Source organism: Amycolatopsis nivea (genome assembly GCF_004522235.1).
GTDB classification, from domain to species: Bacteria; Actinomycetota; Actinomycetes; order Mycobacteriales; family Pseudonocardiaceae; genus Amycolatopsis; species Amycolatopsis nivea.
On record NZ_SDLT01000032.1, the window covers coordinates 11622 to 28043 of the forward strand.

The 16422-nt window shown below is 68.7% G+C and carries 14 protein-coding genes; 6 read left to right on the forward strand and 8 right to left on the reverse strand.

Going from position 1 to position 16422, the window contains the following annotated elements:
* Positions 1-45 precede the first annotated feature (45 nt).
* From EIZ44_RS30850 to EIZ44_RS30865, 4 genes are read right to left on the reverse strand one after another with little or no spacing between them, the layout of a single operon-like run.
* Positions 46-2100, reverse strand: a complete 2055-nt coding sequence (locus tag EIZ44_RS30850) for a glycoside hydrolase family 2 protein (protein WP_134732745.1) — start codon at positions 2098-2100, stop codon at positions 46-48.
* Positions 2101-2105: 5 nt separating this feature from the next.
* Positions 2106-2981 (reverse strand): carbohydrate ABC transporter permease, encoded by an 876-nt coding sequence (locus tag EIZ44_RS30855; protein ID WP_037818355.1) that lies wholly within the window; start codon positions 2979-2981, stop codon positions 2106-2108.
* A gap of 1 nt (position 2982) precedes the next feature.
* Complete coding sequence (locus EIZ44_RS30860) at positions 2983-3933, reverse strand: carbohydrate ABC transporter permease (protein ID WP_134732746.1); 951 nt, start codon at positions 3931-3933, stop codon at positions 2983-2985.
* Positions 3930-5315, reverse strand: a complete 1386-nt coding sequence (locus EIZ44_RS30865; RefSeq protein ID WP_134732747.1) for an ABC transporter substrate-binding protein — start codon at positions 5313-5315, stop codon at positions 3930-3932. The genes EIZ44_RS30860 and EIZ44_RS30865 overlap by 4 nt, the downstream gene beginning before the upstream one ends.
* A 129-nt stretch (positions 5316-5444) precedes the next feature.
* Between EIZ44_RS30865 and EIZ44_RS30870 the strand changes: the two genes are divergently transcribed.
* From EIZ44_RS30870 to EIZ44_RS30890, 5 genes are all read left to right on the forward strand, one after another.
* Positions 5445-6476: a LacI family DNA-binding transcriptional regulator gene (locus EIZ44_RS30870; protein ID WP_134732748.1), complete on the forward strand. Its 1032-nt coding sequence runs from the start codon at positions 5445-5447 to the stop codon at positions 6474-6476.
* 10 nt (positions 6477-6486) lie between these two features.
* Positions 6487-6786, forward strand: coding sequence for a GNAT family N-acetyltransferase (locus EIZ44_RS30875; RefSeq protein ID WP_134663355.1), 300 nt, complete (start codon positions 6487-6489; stop codon positions 6784-6786).
* A gap of 186 nt (positions 6787-6972) precedes the next feature.
* Positions 6973-7989: a S1 family peptidase gene (locus tag EIZ44_RS30880; RefSeq protein WP_134663354.1), complete on the forward strand. Its 1017-nt coding sequence runs from the start codon at positions 6973-6975 to the stop codon at positions 7987-7989.
* A gap of 97 nt (positions 7990-8086) precedes the next feature.
* Positions 8087-8929, forward strand: a complete 843-nt coding sequence (locus EIZ44_RS30885) for an SCO6745 family protein (RefSeq protein WP_134732749.1) — start codon at positions 8087-8089, stop codon at positions 8927-8929.
* A gap of 68 nt (positions 8930-8997) precedes the next feature.
* Positions 8998-9753 carry an SDR family NAD(P)-dependent oxidoreductase gene (locus EIZ44_RS30890; protein ID WP_134732750.1) on the forward strand — a complete coding sequence of 252 codons (756 nt, stop codon included), beginning with the start codon at positions 8998-9000 and terminating at the stop codon, positions 9751-9753.
* Between the two features lie 206 nt (positions 9754-9959).
* On the opposite strand, the gene EIZ44_RS30900 is transcribed toward EIZ44_RS30890, so the two are convergent.
* The 3 genes from EIZ44_RS30900 to EIZ44_RS30910 form a co-directional block, all read right to left on the reverse strand.
* Positions 9960-10415: a VOC family protein gene (locus tag EIZ44_RS30900; RefSeq protein WP_134732751.1), complete on the reverse strand. Its 456-nt coding sequence runs from the start codon at positions 10413-10415 to the stop codon at positions 9960-9962.
* A gap of 33 nt (positions 10416-10448) precedes the next feature.
* Positions 10449-11735, reverse strand: coding sequence for a GGDEF domain-containing protein (locus tag EIZ44_RS30905; RefSeq protein WP_205673369.1), 1287 nt, complete (start codon positions 11733-11735; stop codon positions 10449-10451).
* A gap of 1228 nt (positions 11736-12963) precedes the next feature.
* Positions 12964-14214 (reverse strand): MFS transporter, encoded by a 1251-nt coding sequence (locus EIZ44_RS30910; protein ID WP_134732753.1) that lies wholly within the window; start codon positions 14212-14214, stop codon positions 12964-12966.
* Between the two features lie 136 nt (positions 14215-14350).
* Between EIZ44_RS30910 and EIZ44_RS30915 the strand changes: the two genes are divergently transcribed.
* Positions 14351-15847 carry a serine/threonine-protein kinase gene (locus EIZ44_RS30915; protein WP_134732754.1) on the forward strand — a complete coding sequence of 499 codons (1497 nt, stop codon included), beginning with the start codon at positions 14351-14353 and terminating at the stop codon, positions 15845-15847.
* On the opposite strand, the gene EIZ44_RS30920 is transcribed toward EIZ44_RS30915, so the two are convergent.
* Complete coding sequence (locus tag EIZ44_RS30920; RefSeq protein WP_134732755.1) at positions 15844-16422, reverse strand: HAD family hydrolase; 579 nt, start codon at positions 16420-16422, stop codon at positions 15844-15846. The genes EIZ44_RS30915 and EIZ44_RS30920 overlap by 4 nt on opposite strands.

Genomic DNA, 16422 nt, shown 5'->3' on the forward strand with positions numbered 1-16422 from the left:
GGAAAGGGCGGTCAGCTCAAGCTGGCCGCCCTTTCCCGCGAACGGTCACTCCCGCGCGCCGCGCCGGTTCAATTCCTCCACCACGGCCGCGTCCACGAAGGTCCGCGCTGCTGTCCCGCTTTCAGTCTCCAGCCAGAGATGCAGCCGCGCCGGGCCGCCCGGTGCGGGGACGGTCAGCGGGAACGCGTCGCTGAGCCGGAACGGTTTCGCTTGCGCGGCAACGGAATCCATCGACTCCGGGAGAGTGCGCGAGCCAGCGGCTCCCCACCCCGCGTGCAGTGTTCCCGCGATCGGTTCCGTCCCGGTGTGCGACACGTGCACGTCCAAGGTCAGCGGCTCCGCGGGAACCGGCAGGTCCGCGCCCGCGTGCGCCGGGACCAGGTCGACTACCAGCGTCGTCGGCGCGAACGCGTCGGCCGGGTCGAGCCCGCCCCAGTCCTTGGGCCGCCGGTGTGCGTCCAGCAGGCCCGCCATTTCGTGTTCCACATCGGTCAGTTCGGTGTAGATGTACCCGGAAAACCGGTCGTGCCTGCGGATTTCCTGCGTCTGCCAGCGCACGTGCCACGCTCGTTCCAGGCTGGTGAACCCCGCGCCGTATTCGCTGTTCAGCACCGGCACTCCGGAGCGCGGGAAGCTGGCCGAGCCGTAGAACGATTTGTCGACAAGGAAGTCCGCCCGGAGCTTGACCTCGAAGGACTCCCGTTCGCCGGACGCGAGCGCGGCGAGGTTGTCGGCCCAGCGGCGCGGGTCTTCGTCGTAGTAGTGCCAGTCGACCAGATCCGTCTTCACGTGCGCCCAGCCGGAGTTCTCCACGATCGGGCGGGTGTCGTCGAGCGAGCGCAGGAGGTCGTAAGCATGAGTTGCCGCGGCGGCGCGCTCGGGGCTGCCCGGGATGTCCCAGTCCAGGCCCCATTCTTCGTTGTACAGCCCCCAGATGACGATCGAGGGATGGTTGCCGTCGCGGCGCACGAGGCCCGGCAGCTGTGCCTCGAAAGCGGCGGCCGCGGCCGGGCTGAACCGGCTGGGGGCGGGCGGTTCAGCCCACACCAGCATCCCCATCCGGTCCGCGTGGTGCAGCCAGCGCGGCTCCTCGGGCTTGAGATGCTTGCGCACCAGGGAAAAACCGAGTTCCCGGGCCAGTTCGAGGTCGCGGACCAGCGCTTCGTCGTCCGGTGCGGTGAGCCCGCTCTCCGGCCAGTATCCCTGGTCGAGCACCCCGCGCACGTACAGCCGTTCCCCGTTGAGGTACAACGCTTCGCCGCGGGTTTCGATCCGGCGCAGCCCGCCGGTCACGGTCAGCCGGTCGGCGTCGTCGCCTTCGCCGACGGTCAGCGCGATGGAGTACAGATGCGGTGATTCCGGGCTCCACAGCTGAGGGTCGGGAACGTCCAGCCGTCCGGAGAACCGCCCGTCGCGCACCGGGAGGACGGTCTCGCGGCCTTCGAGTTCGGCGACCACGACCGCAGTCTCCGGAGCGTCGCCAGCGAGGTCACCGGTGATGTCGAAGCCGGTCAGCGAATCGCCGCGCACGGAGACCTCGGCGGCGTACGTGCGCCCGCGGGCCTCCAGCCAGACGCTCTGCCAGATCCCGGACGTCGGCGTGAACGAAACGCCGTCGTAGTCGTCCCGCGGGATCGAACGCTGTTTGCCGTGCGGGATTTCGCGTTTGTCCGCCGGTGCCTCGACTTCCACGGTCAGCTCGGCGGGGCGGCCGGGTTCGAGCACCTCGGTGACGTCGAACTCGAACGAGCTGTACCCGCCGACGTGCGAGCCGATGGGCACGCCGTCGATCGAGACGGCCGCCCGGTGATGCACGGCGCCGAAACACAGCACCACGCGGCGTCCGCTCCACTCCGGCGGAACCGTGACCGTACGGGCATAGACCGCGCGCGGCAGCCAGGTCCGCTGCACGCCGGAAGCGGCGGTCTCCCAGGCGAACGGGACGATGATCGACTCGGGAGCCCCGTCGTCGGCGATGAACCGCCAGCGGCCGTTGAGGCTCAGCCACCGCGCGGACCGGTCCCGGTCGGGGCGCGGGTATCCGGGCCGGGGAACCGCCTCTTCGCTGCGCGGGTCGGCGGCGTTCTCGGCAATCGTCATGTGTGTCAGCCCTTTACGCTTCCGGCGAGGATGCCGTTGATGAAATGCTTCTGCAGCACGATGAACAGGATCAGGAGCGGAACGAGCGCGATCGACGCGGCGGCGAGCAGTTCGCCGGTGACGGTCGCGTAATCGGATCCCACGCGGTTGCCCGAGATGTTCTGGGCGAGCGTCGAGAGAACGACCTGGAGCGTGGCCATCCGGCTGGAGCTGGCCGCCACCACCGGCCAGACGAAATCGTTGTAGATGTTCATGATCGTCAGCACGCCCAGTCCGGCCAGCCCCGGCCGGATCGCCGGGACGACCACCCGCCAGAAGATGCCGAACTCGCCGCAGCCGTCCACCCTGGCCGCGTCGAGCAGTTCGTCCGGCACCGCCGCGATCACCTGGCGCATCCAGAAAATCGCGAACGCGTCGACCGAACCGGGCAGGATCAGCGCCTGGTAGGTGTTGACCCAGCCGAGTTCCTTCATCTCCAGCAGCAGCGGGATGACGAGCACGATCGTCGGCAGCATCAAGGTGAGCAGCACCGCGCCGAAGATCAGATTCCGGCCCGCGAAGCGGTACTTCGCGAACGCGTAGGCCGCCAGCGGCGCGCAGAACATCGTGATCGCGCCCTTCGCCGCGAGCACGACGGCGGTGTTGAGAAAGCCGCTGCCGATCGGGACGTCCTGGAACATCCCGCGGAAATTGGCGAGGGTGAACGTCGCCGGGTCGAATCCGAGCGGATTCCGGATGATCTCGCCCGCCGGTTTGAACGAGGACAGGATCGCCCACACCACCGGTGCGAGCAGCGCGACGGTGAGCACGAGCAGGAACGCGTGCGAGCCGAGCAGCGGGCGGGCGGACTTCCGCCGCTCCCGGACGTCGAGGGTGGTCATGTCAGTCCTCCGCTCGCAGCAGCCGCACGAAAAGCAGCGACACCGCCATCACGATGATCACCAGGAGGAACGAGTTCGCCGCCCCGGTGCCGAGATCCGCGTGGGTGATGTGGTGGTAGAGGTAGAGCCCGGCCGTGGTGGTCGACGTGTACGGCCCGCCCTGCGTCACCACGTACGGCTCGGCGAACATCTGGAACACCGCCAGCGTCTGCAGCACGACGCTGAACATCAGCGACCGGCGCAGCAGCGGAACGGTGATCGACCACAGCTGCCGCATCCGGCCCGCCCCGTCGAGCGAGGCCGCTTCGTACAGCCCGCGGTCGATCTGCTGGAGTCCGGAAAGGACGATCAGCACGACGAACCCGGTGGTCTTCCAGAGAAACAGCAACGCCAGCGTCGGCTTCGCCCATCCGCTCGTGACGAGCCAGCCGACCGGCGGCAGCCCGACCGCGCCGAGCACCGCGTTCACCGCGCCGTTGTTCTGGTCGAACAGCACGATCCAGATCTGCGCGACCGCGACCAGCGGGGTCACGAACGGCACGACGAACGCCACGCGGTAGAACCCGCGCAGCCGTTTGATCGCGTTGAGCAACACTGCCACGAGCACGGCCAGCACGATCTGCGCTGGGACGATCAGGAGCCACAGCACCCCGGAGTTGCCTAGCGACGACCAGAAGCCGTTGCTGGTCAGCAGATACCGGTAGTTGTCGAAACCGATCCAGTGCGCGGCACCGGAGCCGTGCCAGTCAGTGAAGCTCAGGCGCAGTGTGAAGAACAACGGGTAGACGCTGAAAGCCAGGAACACCAGCACGAACGGCAGTACGAACAGGTAGGGGGCGAAGCGGCGGCGCCACGCGAAGGCGCGCCGCCGCGGTTTTCCGGCCCGCGGTCCGACGGACGGAGACGGCTCCCGGAAAACCTTCGCCTCGGCGGTAACGGAGCGAGTGGTCATTTGCGGTCGATCAGGTTGGTCTGGATGTCTTTGCTCGCCTTGTCGATCACCTGCTGCGGAGTCAGCGCGCCGTCCAGCATCTTCTGCAGATCAGTGCCGAGGTAGTCGACCGCGCCCGACCACCAGGCAGGGATCGGCGCTCCGCCGGGGATTTCCCGGCCCGCTTCGACGGCGGTCTTCCAGACGTCCTGGCCGCCCATCGCGTCGATCGGCCGGAACAGCGGCTTCGCCGGATCGGCCGCGGGCAGGTAGGCGGGGACCGACGTGTTCAGCCCGCCCGGATAGACCGCGTTCGGACCGTAGACCGCGGTGTAGCCCGCCTGGTCGAACATCAGGAAGCGGTAGAACAGCCAGGACAGCTTCGGGTTCTTGGCGTCCTTGGGGATGACGAACGACGAACCGCCCATCGCTCCGCTGCGTGCGCCGCCGGCGGTCCACGCGGGCAACGGCATCGCCCGCCAGTCGCCCTTCGTCGCGGTCAATTGCTGCTGCGGGGCGAAGTCGAACCAGATCGCCCACGGGTAGAAGACCTCGTCGCCGGAGTCCAGCGCGCTCACGTCGCTGGGCTTGAGGTACTCCGCGCGGGTGCCGAGCCCTTCCTTGCGCACAGTGTCGAGCCAGGTCAGGATCTGGTGGTACGGCGGGGAATTCAGCCGCAGCTTGCCGTCCGGGCCGGCGAGGCCGGTGCCGAACTGGCTGGCGAACATCTCGAGCTGGAGCTGGCTGTTGAAGGCGTTCTGTTCCAGGTGGATCGGCTTCGCGCCCGGCTTGAACTGCTGGTACTTCTTCGCCGCGGCGAGCAGATCGGCGTAGGTCTTGATGCCGTTCGGGTCGATTCCGGCGGCGCTCAGCGCTTTCGCGTTGTAGAACAGCAGCCCGGGGTCGAGGTCGAACGGAACGCCGTAGATGCCGCCGTTGACGGTGTTGACGTCGACCTTTTGCTTGGCGATGTCCTTGGTGTAGGGCGCGAGTACGTCCTTGAGATTCCACAGGTGGCTGACGTAGCCGCCGACCTTGGCGTCGTCGAGGAAGACCCCGTCGGGCACGTCGGTGCCGGTGATCAGCGTGTTCTGGAGCTTGCCGTCGATGTCGACGGCCTCGTGCTTGACCGTGACGCCGGGGTATTTCGCGGTGAACTTCTTGATCGCGGCGTCGAAGACCTTGTACAGGTCGCCCGAGCGGTCCCAGATCGTGATTTCGCCTTTCGGCGCGTCTTCGGACGGCGCCTGCAGCACGGCGTTGTCCGCCGCCGAACCGCCGGAGCTGATGTCCGGGCCGCAGCCGGTCAGCCCGGCGGTGAGCAGGGCCGCGGCGGCGACGGCGCCGGCCCGGCGGGCGAGGAGGCGGGCTGTCCGTCCGCTCCGTCGGAGAGTGGGGTTCATGGCACTCCTTTGTGCGGGACGGTGGCAACGCGGCGAGGCGCGCCGCGGATTTGCCAACGTAGGCAAACTGTACGACATGCTTGCACACGTTGCAAAAGGTAGGATGACTTTCCGGGCGGAAGGAGTTTCATGGCGGCGACGTTGCGGGACGTGGCGGACCGGGCGCGGGTTTCCGTGCGAACGGTGTCGAACGTCGTCAGCGGGTACGAGCACGTCAGCGAGAAGATGCGCCAGCGCGTGCTGAGTGCCATCGACGAACTCGGCTACATCCCGAATCCGGTCGCCCGCACGCTGCGCACCGGCAAGACCGGCTTGCTCTCGCTGGTCGTGCCCGAGATCGACGTGCCGTACTTCAGCCAGCTCGCCCGCGAGGTCATCGACGCCGCCGCGAGCCTCGGTTTCCAGGTGATGATCGACCAGACCGGGCACGACCACGAGCGGGAACGCCAGCTGCTGCGCGGCGGAGGCAGGCGGAACCTGTTCGACGGGATGCTGTTCGCGCCGCTCGCGACCAGCGAAGAACTGCGCGACGTGGACCCGGCCCGCTCGTCGCCGCTGATCCTTCTCGGCGAGCACGTCTTCGACAACCGCTTCGACCACGTGGCGATCGACAACGTCGTCGCGGCACACGACGCGACGACGCATCTGCTCGACCGCGGCCGCACGCGCATCGCGGCGGTCGGCGCCCAGCCGAAGGAGACGTACTCGACGCCGTTGCAGCGCACCGAGGGATTCCGCAAAGCGCTCGACGAGCACGGGCTCGAGCCGGTGAACGCGTTGCAGGCCACCGCGGCCCATTACGGGCGGGCCGACGGATACGCGGCGACGGCGTCGCTGCTTCGCGAATCCCCTTGCCCGGACGCGATTTTCTGCTATTCCGACCTGCTCGCGATGGGTGCGATCCGAGCGGTTTTCGACGCGGGTCTGCGGGTCCCGGAGGACGTCGCGATCATCGGCATCGACGACATCGAGGAAGGCCGCTATTCCCGCCCGTCGTTGAGCACCGTCTCGCTGGACACTCCGTTCATCGCCCGGACCGCGGTGTCCCGTCTCGCCGCCCGGATCGAGAACCCGGAGCTGCCTGCCGAGGAGTTCGTCGCGCCGCACACGGTGCTTGCCAGGGAGAGCACGGAATCGGGTCCCGCCGGCGGTGGTGTGTGAAGATGCGGGAATGAGCGAAGAGACCAGCGTTTCCCGCAACGACAGCGAAAACCGCTACGAAGTGTATGCGGACGGCAAGCTCGCCGGCTTCGCCGAGTTCACCTCGAAGGACACCGAAACCGTCTTCACGCACACGGAGATCGGTGACGAGTTCGGCGGCCGCGGGCTCGGCAAGGTGCTGGCGAAGGCGGCGCTGGATGACGTCGTCGCGCGGGGCGGCGTGATCGTGCCGGTGTGCCCGTTCATCGCCGGGTACCTGCGCAAGAACGAGGGCTACGCCGAGCACGTCCGGTGGCCCGGACAGCATTGATCCAGGTCGCGACGCAGGTCAGCGGTGCCGTTCGGGGTATTCCAGGTGGCCCGAACGGCGCAACGGTGTCCGATTGGTCCGCATTTTTTGGTTATTAACCAACCTTCGTCGGTTTCGCGTTGGTTGCCGGGCAACAAAAGTGTGGGGCGTCCCACCGGTCGGTTCAGCCCACCTGGAGGAAGATCCATGACTTCCCGGAAGACGCTCGTCGCGGGATTCACCGCACTGTCGGCCGCGGCCTTGACCGCGGGCATGTGCGTGAACGCCGCCTCGGCAAGCCCGATGGCGTTCGCCCAGATGCAGGCACAGGCGATCACCCAGGCGACGCAGGTCGCCGACACGCTCGGCGCCGGAAACGGCGGCATCTACCTCGAACGCGGCAAGGCGGTCCTGAACGTCACCGACGCCGCGGCGCAGGAGAAGGCAGAGGCCGCGGGCTTCGCGACCAAGCTCGTCAAGCACAGCTTCACCGCCCTCACCGGCGCGAAGAACCAGATGGACACCGTCAAGAACGTGCCGCAGACGTCGTGGGGCATCGACACCAAGACCAACCAGGTCGTGGTGAAGATCTACGACTCGGCGTCCCAGGCCACGAAGGACAAGGTCGCGGCGGCCGCGGCGAAACTGGGCGACGCGGCGCGCGTCGAGCACCGCTCGGGCAAGCTGGCCACCTACATCGCGGACGGCGACTCGATCAACAACGGCCAGTTCACCTGCTCCCTCGGCTTCAACGTGACCAAGGGCGGCCAGCCGTACATGCTGACCGCGGGCCACTGCACCAACGAGGGCGGCACCTGGTCCGGCGGCGACGTTTCCGGCGCGCAGGTCGTCGAAAGCGACTGCCCCGGAGCCGACTCCGGCCTGCTGACTCGCCCGAACGGCTCCGGCCCCGGCGCGATCAACACCGGCCAGCAGATCACCAGCGCCGGCACGCCGACCGTCGGCGAGCAGATCCAGAAGATGGGCCAGACGACCGGCGGCGGCAGCGGCGAGGTCACCTCGGTGGACGAGTCGGTCAACTTCGACGTCGGCGTCCTGAACCACGAGTTCGGCACCACCGCCCACACCGACCACGGCGACTCGGGCGGCCCGGCGTACGACGGCGAGAAGGGCCTCGGCACCCTCTCCGGCGGCGACACCCAGACCAGCTACTTCTACCCGCTGACTCTGGAACTGCAGTCCTACGGCCTCGAGCTCGCCTGAGGTTTTTCGGTTCCACGGCCCGCCGTCCCCCTTCCGGGGCGGCGGGCTTCTTCCTGCGCGGCGGTTTTTGTCGTACCCGGGGCCTAGAGTTTTCCGCATGAAGCCGAACCCGGCCCGAAACCTCTGGACCGCCATCGAACCCCTCCACGCAGTCGTCTACTTCGCCCCGGAACCCGCCGCGGCGGCGAAGAATGTCGGCTTGCGCGGCTGGTGGATGGGCTACTTCGCGGGCCGGGCGGCGCCACTCGGTCCCATCGGCCCGGAACCGGTCACGTCGATGTTCTTCGGGTTCGCGCCGCGGATGGTCGAGCGAGCGCTGCCGGACGCGTGGACGTTCGCTTCTCCCGCCGATGTTGTGCGCACGCGGGTGGAAGCGGTCGAAGCGGCGTTGACGCGGCTGCTGGGTCCGTCCACTGTGGACGAACTGGTCACGCTGCTGGAACAAGCGGTCGCCGCCTGCCAATTCGACGCCCGCCCACTCGCCGCGGCCTGGTCCGCGGTGCCTCGCCCGGACCGGCCGCTGGCCCGGTTGTGGCTCGCTACTGCCGTCCTGCGCGAACATCGCGGTGACGGCCACGTCCTGGCCGCAGTCGCGTCCGGGCTGACCGGGCTGGAAACCACCCTCACCCACATCGCCACCGGAGCCACCAGCCGCGAGCAAGTCCAGCGCGCCCGAGGGTGGACCGACGAGGAATGGTCCGAGGCAACGGCAAACCTGGTCGATCGCGGTCTGCTCGACGCTCGCGGGTTGACCCCAGCGGGTGCGGAAGTCCGCCGAACCATCGAGGAAACCACCGACCGCCTGGCCGCCGCCCCGCTGGAAGCCTTGGGTCCGGAAGGCGTCGACCGGCTGCTGGACCTGGCAGTCCCGTTAAGTCGACGGATCATCGACAACGGAGGTGTGCCTATTCCGAATCCGATGGGTGCGGAACGTCCCTGAGAACGGTGTCGATTTCCCGGTTCCCCGCTCGACGCACTGGTGACAGGCATGAGAAGGGAGCCCGGAAGATGCTGCTCGAAGGCAAAAACGCGGTTGTGTACGGCGCCGGTGGAGGAATCGGCGGTGCGTTCGCGCGAGCGTTCGCGGAGGAAGGCGCGCGAGTCTTCCTGGCCGGACGCACTCGCGAGAAGCTGGACCGAGTCGCCGGGGAGATCCGCGCTGCTGGCGGTACCGCCGACGTTGCCGTAGTCGACGCGCTCGACGAGAAATCCGTCGATGCGCATGCGGACGCGGTAGTCGAGGCCGTGGGCAGTCTCGACATCTCGGTGAACGTGATCAGCCACGGCGACGTCCAGGGGACTCCGATGGTCGAGATGTCGTTGGCCGACTACGAACAACCGGTGGTCAACGGCGTGCGCACCACCTTCTTGACGATGCGTGCAGCGGGTCGGCACATGAAACGCCAAGGCAACGGCGTAGTCCTCCTCTTCGGCGGCGACGGCGACCCGGTGCGCAACCACGCGGTCGGAGGTCTGCAGGTCGGCTTCTCCGCGCTGGAAGCGATGCGTCGGCAACTCGCCGCCGAACTCGGCCGGTACGGCGTCCGCACGGTCACCCTTCGGACCGGCGGTGTCCCGGAAACGATCCCCGCGGACTTCCCCGGTGCCGAGGAACTGAGTGCGGAACTCGCCGAGCCGACCATGCTCGGCCGCACCGCAACGCTGGCCGATGTCGGTGCGGTGGCGGCGTTTGTCGCGTCCGATCGCGCCCGCACGATGACGGCTGCGACGGTGAATGTCAGCTGCGGCGCGCTGGTGGATTAGGCCGGTTGGACACGGGCGGTTGCCGTGGTCGAGGGTCACCTCTTGGCGCGGGTGGACATCTGCTGGACGGACCAGCTCTTGCTGTCGGGCTGGCGAGTCGGCCGCACTGCGACGCTAGCTGATGTCGGTGCGGCGGTTCTCGCGTCCGATCGCGCCCGCACGATGACGGCTGCGACGGTGAATGTCAGCTGTGGCGCGTTGGTGGATTAGGTCGGTTGGGCACCGGTGGTTGCCGTGGTCGAGGGTGAGTTCTTGGCGCGGGCGGAGATCTGTTGTACGGCCCAGCTGTTGCCGTCGGGGTCGGCGAAGTGGATGAACCCGATGTTGTCGAGGTCTTCGAGCGCGCCGGTGCCCGGGTCTGAGCCGTAGACCTGGAGTTCGCCGACGTCGACGCCGCGTGCGACGAGCTCCTCGCGAGCTTTCCGGACGTCGGCGACGACGAGCTGCAGACCCTTCAGCGACCCCGGCGGCATGTCCGGGACCATGCCCTTGCCCAGCACGATCGAACAGCCCGATCCGGGCGGCGTCAGCTGCACCAGGCGCTGGCCCGGTCCGGGGTTGATGTCGTGGTCGAGGCGGAAGCCGACCTGGTCGACGTAGAACGCTTTCGCCCGGTCCACGTCGGTTACTGGAACGACGACGACCTCGAGAGTCCAGTCCATGAGACGAGTTTTAGCGGTGGCCTGAGCAGGCGGTCAAGCGCTGGCCAGCTCGACGCGGTTCCGGCCCGCCTGCTTGGCGCGGTACAGCGCGGCGTCGGCGGCCACCAGCACGTCGTCGACGCTGGCGAGGTGCTTCGCCGGGTACAGCGCGCAGCCGATCGAGACGGTCAGGTCGCTGATCACCGAATCCTGGTCCGGCAGCGCGACGACCACCTGCGGGATCCGCCGCCGGATACGGTCGGCGATGTGGCCGAGGTGCTCGGCGCTCGGGATGTCCGGCAGCGCGATCGCGAACTCCTCGCCGCCCCAGCGGCCGCACACGTCCTGCTCTCGGACCTCGTCGCGCAGCGACAGCGCGATTTCGCGCAGCACCAGGTCGCCGGTGGGGTGGCCGTAGGTGTCGTTGATCGCCTTGAAGTGGTCGAGGTCCAGCAGCAGCACGCCGACGCTGTCCTGGTTCGCCCGCGCGCGTTCGAGGTAGCGCTCGGCGACCGTGCGCCACCAGCGTTTGGTGGCGAGCCCGGTGGTGACGTCGGTGCGCGCGTCGCGCTGGAACTGGGTGAGCAGCAGCCCGCGGTGCAATGCCACGAGCGCGATCACGACACCCGCCAGGATCAGCGGGTTGGCCAGCAGCAGGAGCGCGGCGGTGACCAGGCCGAGGCCGATCGCGCCGGCTTCGAGGAGCTGGTCGCCGAAACCGGAGAACAGGTCGGCGAACGACCGCGGCGGGCTCGACAGCGCGATCGCGACCATGACGAGCGCCGTGTTGATCGCCCAGCGCAGCCCGGCGGCGAGCACGAAGACGATCAGGTCGACCAGGCCAGGCCCGAAGCCGTGGGCGAGTACCCCGGGGTACTCGTGCATCCCGAGCGCGAGCACCGCGACGGCGGCTTGCGTGCCGCACAGGACGGACGCGCAGGAGAAAATCCAGCGGTGCGGCAGGACCGGCCGTTCGCGCGGCCAGATCCGCCACCAGGCGACGGCGTAGGTGAGCACGACCATCGCCGACGCGAGGATCGCCGGCAGCGCCACCACGGCGGCGATGCTCCACACAGCCTTGGTGTCGACGTACGCGACTGCGGGTGCTCGGCTGTACTCGCGCTGCCGTTCGATGTGCCGGGTCGCCTCGATCGCGAGCGCCGCGCAGACGGCGAGAACCCCGAATCGGACCAGGTCGATCTGACGCACCGGCGCGAGCCACGCGGTGGCGAGGGTGGTGCCCACCGCCACGACGTTCACCAGCAGCACATACATGCGGACGTGAGAGGGCAACCGCCATAGGCGCCAGCCTGTGAACCACCCGGCAACTCGTCCGCGCACTCTTCACCTCACCCGATTGGCTTCTACGGTAAACGACGAGGCGCGTTGTGTGCTGCCTGTCGTCCGGACTCTGGGAAGCCCCGGGGCGATTTCGCCCGGTCAGCCCAGCGCTGGCCGGCCGGCGAGGGGAGGTGGCCACTGTGAGTAGTGACCAGCTGCTCCGAATCCGGGCCGGACCAGGGGATCCAACAGGGTCCTCTTGGGACCCCCATGGCCACATTCGGTGACCAGCCGACCGGCGATGACGTGCGAAAACCGCCGAAGGCGCGACTCTGAAACGGAGGTGACAACAGTGCGCGACAACAACTGGACGGCTCTTCGGTGACTTCGGTCTCCCTCGCGGTCTCGACTCGAGGTCGAGACTTCGGTCTTCGCAGATGAGAGGAGGTGCCCACAGTGCGGGACAACAACTGGTGAATGGGGCGAAGAAGGGAATCCGGGATGCGGAAAGGAGGGCTCGCGATGCGCGACAACAACTGGACTCGGTGAGACGGCTGAAACCACTGCACGAAATGTGCGCGGAGGAGGTGAACAACTGCCATGCGCGACAACAACTGGACTCGCTGAACGTGCTGAGTGCTGATCGTCGATCCGGAAGGGAGCTGCCGTCGTGCGCGACAACAACTGGACCCGCTGAATCCCAGCAACCACTGCCGTCAACTCGCGAAAGGAGCCGCTGCTGTGCGTGACAACAACTGGACTCGTTGAGTTCCGCCGACCATCGCCCGTCGAGCCGTGAAGGGAGCCGCCCGCGATGCGTGACAACAACTGGTCCCGCTGAACCCCTGCAACCACCCGCCGAGCCGAGAAGGGAGCGGCCGTCGTGCGTGACAACAACTGGACCCGCTGAATCCCGCGACCACCGACCGCCCAACCGCAAAGGGAGCCGCCGCGATGCGCGACAACAACTGGTCCTGCTGAGCCCCGCAACCACCGCCCGTCGAGCCAAGAAGGGAGCCGCCGCCGTGCGTGACAACAACTGGACCCGCTGAATCCCGCGACCACCGACCGCCCAACCGCGAAAGGAACCGCCCCATGCGCGACAACAACTGGTCCCGCTGACCCCCGCAACCACCGCCCCTCAAGCCAAGAAAGGAGCCCACCGTGCGCGACAACAACTGGACCCGCTGACCCGGCCCCCAGCCCGCCCCACGAGGAGGTGAGAGGGCATGCGTGACAACAACTGGACGTGACCGAAGCCAGTCCCGCGGCGCACCCGTCCCGCGGATTACGGCGCGGGAGGTGGGGTGGCCCCGTCGAGGGGAGTTCGGCGGGGCCGCACCGCGTGGTCCGCTCGCACCGCCCGCGTCCAGGCGATCCCGGCCAACGCGGCGCACCCTGCCCCGGCGACGGCGGCGATCGCGACCACCGTCGTCGGCGCGAAGGCCAGTGCCAGCGCGCCCGCGGCCGCGATCGTCAGGCCTTGCGCCGCCCGCAACGCCGCGATCGCGACTCCGATCACCTGGCCGCGCTGTTCCGGCGGCGCGGCGAGGCTGTACTGCACCTGGGTGATCAAGTCGTGCGCGGAGAACATCCCGGACACCGTCCAGACCGCGACGACCACCGGCAACGCGGGCGTCCAGCCGGTCGGCAGCAGGACAAGACTGCTCGCCACCGCGAGCGGGCCCAGCCACCGCACCTGCCGTGCCCGCGGCAACCGGCTGATCAGCAGCGCGCCGAGCAGCGTCCCGACCGGGTTCGCGACCAGCAGCCAGCCGAGCACGCCCGTGCCGCCGAGTTGCGCGGCCACGGGCACCGCCAAGCCCTCCGGCACCACGTAAAACCCGCAGCAGCACGCGATCGCCAGCAGCGACCGCAGTTTCCGGTCCCGCGCGACCAGCCGGCAACCAGCCTTCAGCGACGCCCATTGCGGCACGTGCGCGGTCACCTTCGAAACCGGGTACAGCCGCAATCCCCAGCGCAGCGCGGCTGCCGAGACCGCGAACGTCACGGCGTCGGCCCACAGCGCGCCCGAAACCCCGAGCCACGCGACCACCGCGGCGCCCGCGCCGAAGCCGATCACCAGCGCGGCCTGGTACGTCGAGGAGAGAATCGCTTGACCGGTCGCCAGTTTCTCCTCGCCCAGCATGTCCGGCAGGACCGCTTGCCGAGCCGCCTGAAACGGTCCGGCCGCGAGTTGCACGATCACGAGCAGTCCCGCGGCGACCGGCCAAGGCATGCCGGGGATCGCCATCAACGCGACCAGCAATGCGCGCACGACATCCGCGACCACGAGCACGGTCCGGCGCGGGAACCGGTCGGCGAGCCCGCCGAGCGCACCGCCGAGGAGGTCCGGCAAATAGGTGAGCGCGTACGTCCCGGCGGCCCAACCCGCGGACGCCGTTCGGTTGAACACCAACACAGTCAGCGCGACTCGTGCTAGTTGATCACCTGCCACCGACAATACGTGCGCGAGCCAGAGCGCACGAAATTCGCCCATCCGGAACACACTCCGGAAAGACGGCGCTGTCGTGGTCATGTGCTCACCCTGTCGTGACTCGGCCACCCGGAGCAACCCCGGCCTGGCGCGGGTGGGTCGCGGATCAGGCTCCGGCCGTCCGTGGAAAACTGGGTGATCGCCGTCCGTGGATGATGTCGCACCGAAGGGTTTTCCGTTGACCGAGGAGAGCCGGCAGGTCGCCGGTCGCTACGAGCTCGTCGAACTGATCGGCAGCGGCGCGATGGGGATGGTCTGGCGCGGGGAGGACAAGATCCTCGGCCGCGTCGTCGCGGTGAAGGAACTCCTCATGCCCGTGAACCAGGGCGAGGACAAGGTCGAGGAAGCCCGCAACCGCGCCATGCGCGAGGCCCGCATCGCCGCCCGGCTGCAGCATCCGAACGCCATTTCGGTCTTCAACGTGGTCGAGCACGAGGACCGTCCGTGGCTGATCATGGAGTACCTGCCTTCGCGCAGCCTCGCGGTGAAACTGCGCGAGGACGGCCCGCTGACCGTCGACGAGGCGATCCCGTTCGCGGTGCAGCTGGCGGGCGTGCTCGCCGCCGCGCACCGGGCGGGCATCGTGCACCGCGACGTCAAACCGGGCAACGTCCTGCTCGGCGACGACGGCAGCACGGTCAAGGTGACCGACTTCGGCATTTCCCGCGCGGTCGGCGACGTCACGCTCACCGCGACCGGCGAAATCTCCGGCACGCCCGCGTTCCTCGCGCCCGAGGTCGCCCGCGGCGAGGAAGCGACGTTCGCCTCCGACGTGTTCGCCCTCGGCGCGACGCTGTACATGGCGGTGGAGGGCGACCCGCCGTTCGGCACCGCGGACAACGCGATCGCCTTGCTGTACCGGGTTTCCAGCGGTTCGATCAACCCGCCGAAACAGGCCGGGAAGCTGGAGCCGCTGCTGCTGAAGCTGCTGGAGCTCAAGCCGGAGGACCGGCCGTCGATGGCTGAGGTCGTCACGGAACTGCGCAAACTCGACGGCGGCGTCACCCCGGTCGTGGCGGTCCCGGAACCGCCGACCCTTCCGGACGCTAAGCCGCCGGTCGTGCCCACCACGGTCGCGGTTCCGGCCGCGGGCGCCGCCGCGCCGCCCGCGGGTTCGGACCGAAGACGCCGCGGGATGATCTTCGCTGGGGCGGGCGCGCTGCTTGTCGTGATCGCCGTGATCGTCACTGTCGTCCTCACCCGCGACCACGGGGGCGAAAACCCGTCCGCGAACCCGCCGCCCGCCGCCGAGAGCTCCGCGGCTTCCAACGCTCCGGGGACCTCGTCCGCGTCGCAGCCGTCACCGTCGACGCAGCCGTCGGCGCCGTCCTCGTCGAGCAGCCCTCCGTCGTCGAGTTCCGCGGCGAACTCGCCGGACGCGATGGCTTCCGCGCTGCGTGCCTACTTCTCGTACCTGCCGAGCAATCTGGAAGCCGGCTGGGCGATGATCAGCGACAAGTTCCGTGCCGCGCACAAAAATCAGACTTTCGACGAGTACAAGGCGTGGTGGAGCCGGTTCAGTTCGGTGACCGCGAACGACGTGAAGGTCACCGGTGAGAACACGCTCACCGCGGTGATCACCTATCACCGCGCCGGCGGCGGCCCGACGACCGAGACGCACCGCTACACGATGTCGCAGCGCAACGGCACCTGGCAGATCGACGTGGAGAACTAGCTCTCGAGCAGCAGCGCGATCGCGGCGGCGGGTTCGCGGTCCGGGCCGACTCGCACGGTGCGCAATCCGGCGGACCGGGCGGGTCCGACGTCCGCGCCGACGAACCAGGCGTCGTCCAGCGTGGTCTCGCAGCGTTCGGCGACGAGCCCGTACAGCTTCGGGTCCGATGTGGACAGTCCGTCCGGCCCGGCGAGCGCCCAGCCGTCCACGAGTCCGGCGATTCCGGTGCACAGCAGCGTGGACAGCTGCGGTTCGCCCTCGCCGAGGACGCCGATCCGCCAGCCCGCCGCGCGCAGCCGGGGCAATCCGGCCAGCACGCCTGGCGCGGCCGGGACGAGGGCGGGATGGCGTTCGCGGTAGGCGTCTTCGAGATCGGGTTCTTGCAGGTCGAAGCGCTCGCGAAGGTTTTTGAAGAACGTCGCCCGGTCGGCGCGCCCGCGGTCGTCGGCGGTGATGAGCCACGCGGCGTCCGCGTCGGCGAGCCGGTGTTCCGCGCAGAACTCCCACGCCCAGCGGCGGAATCCCTCCGCGCGATCGACGAGCGTGGTGTCGAGGTCGAACAGGACGAGCCGCAC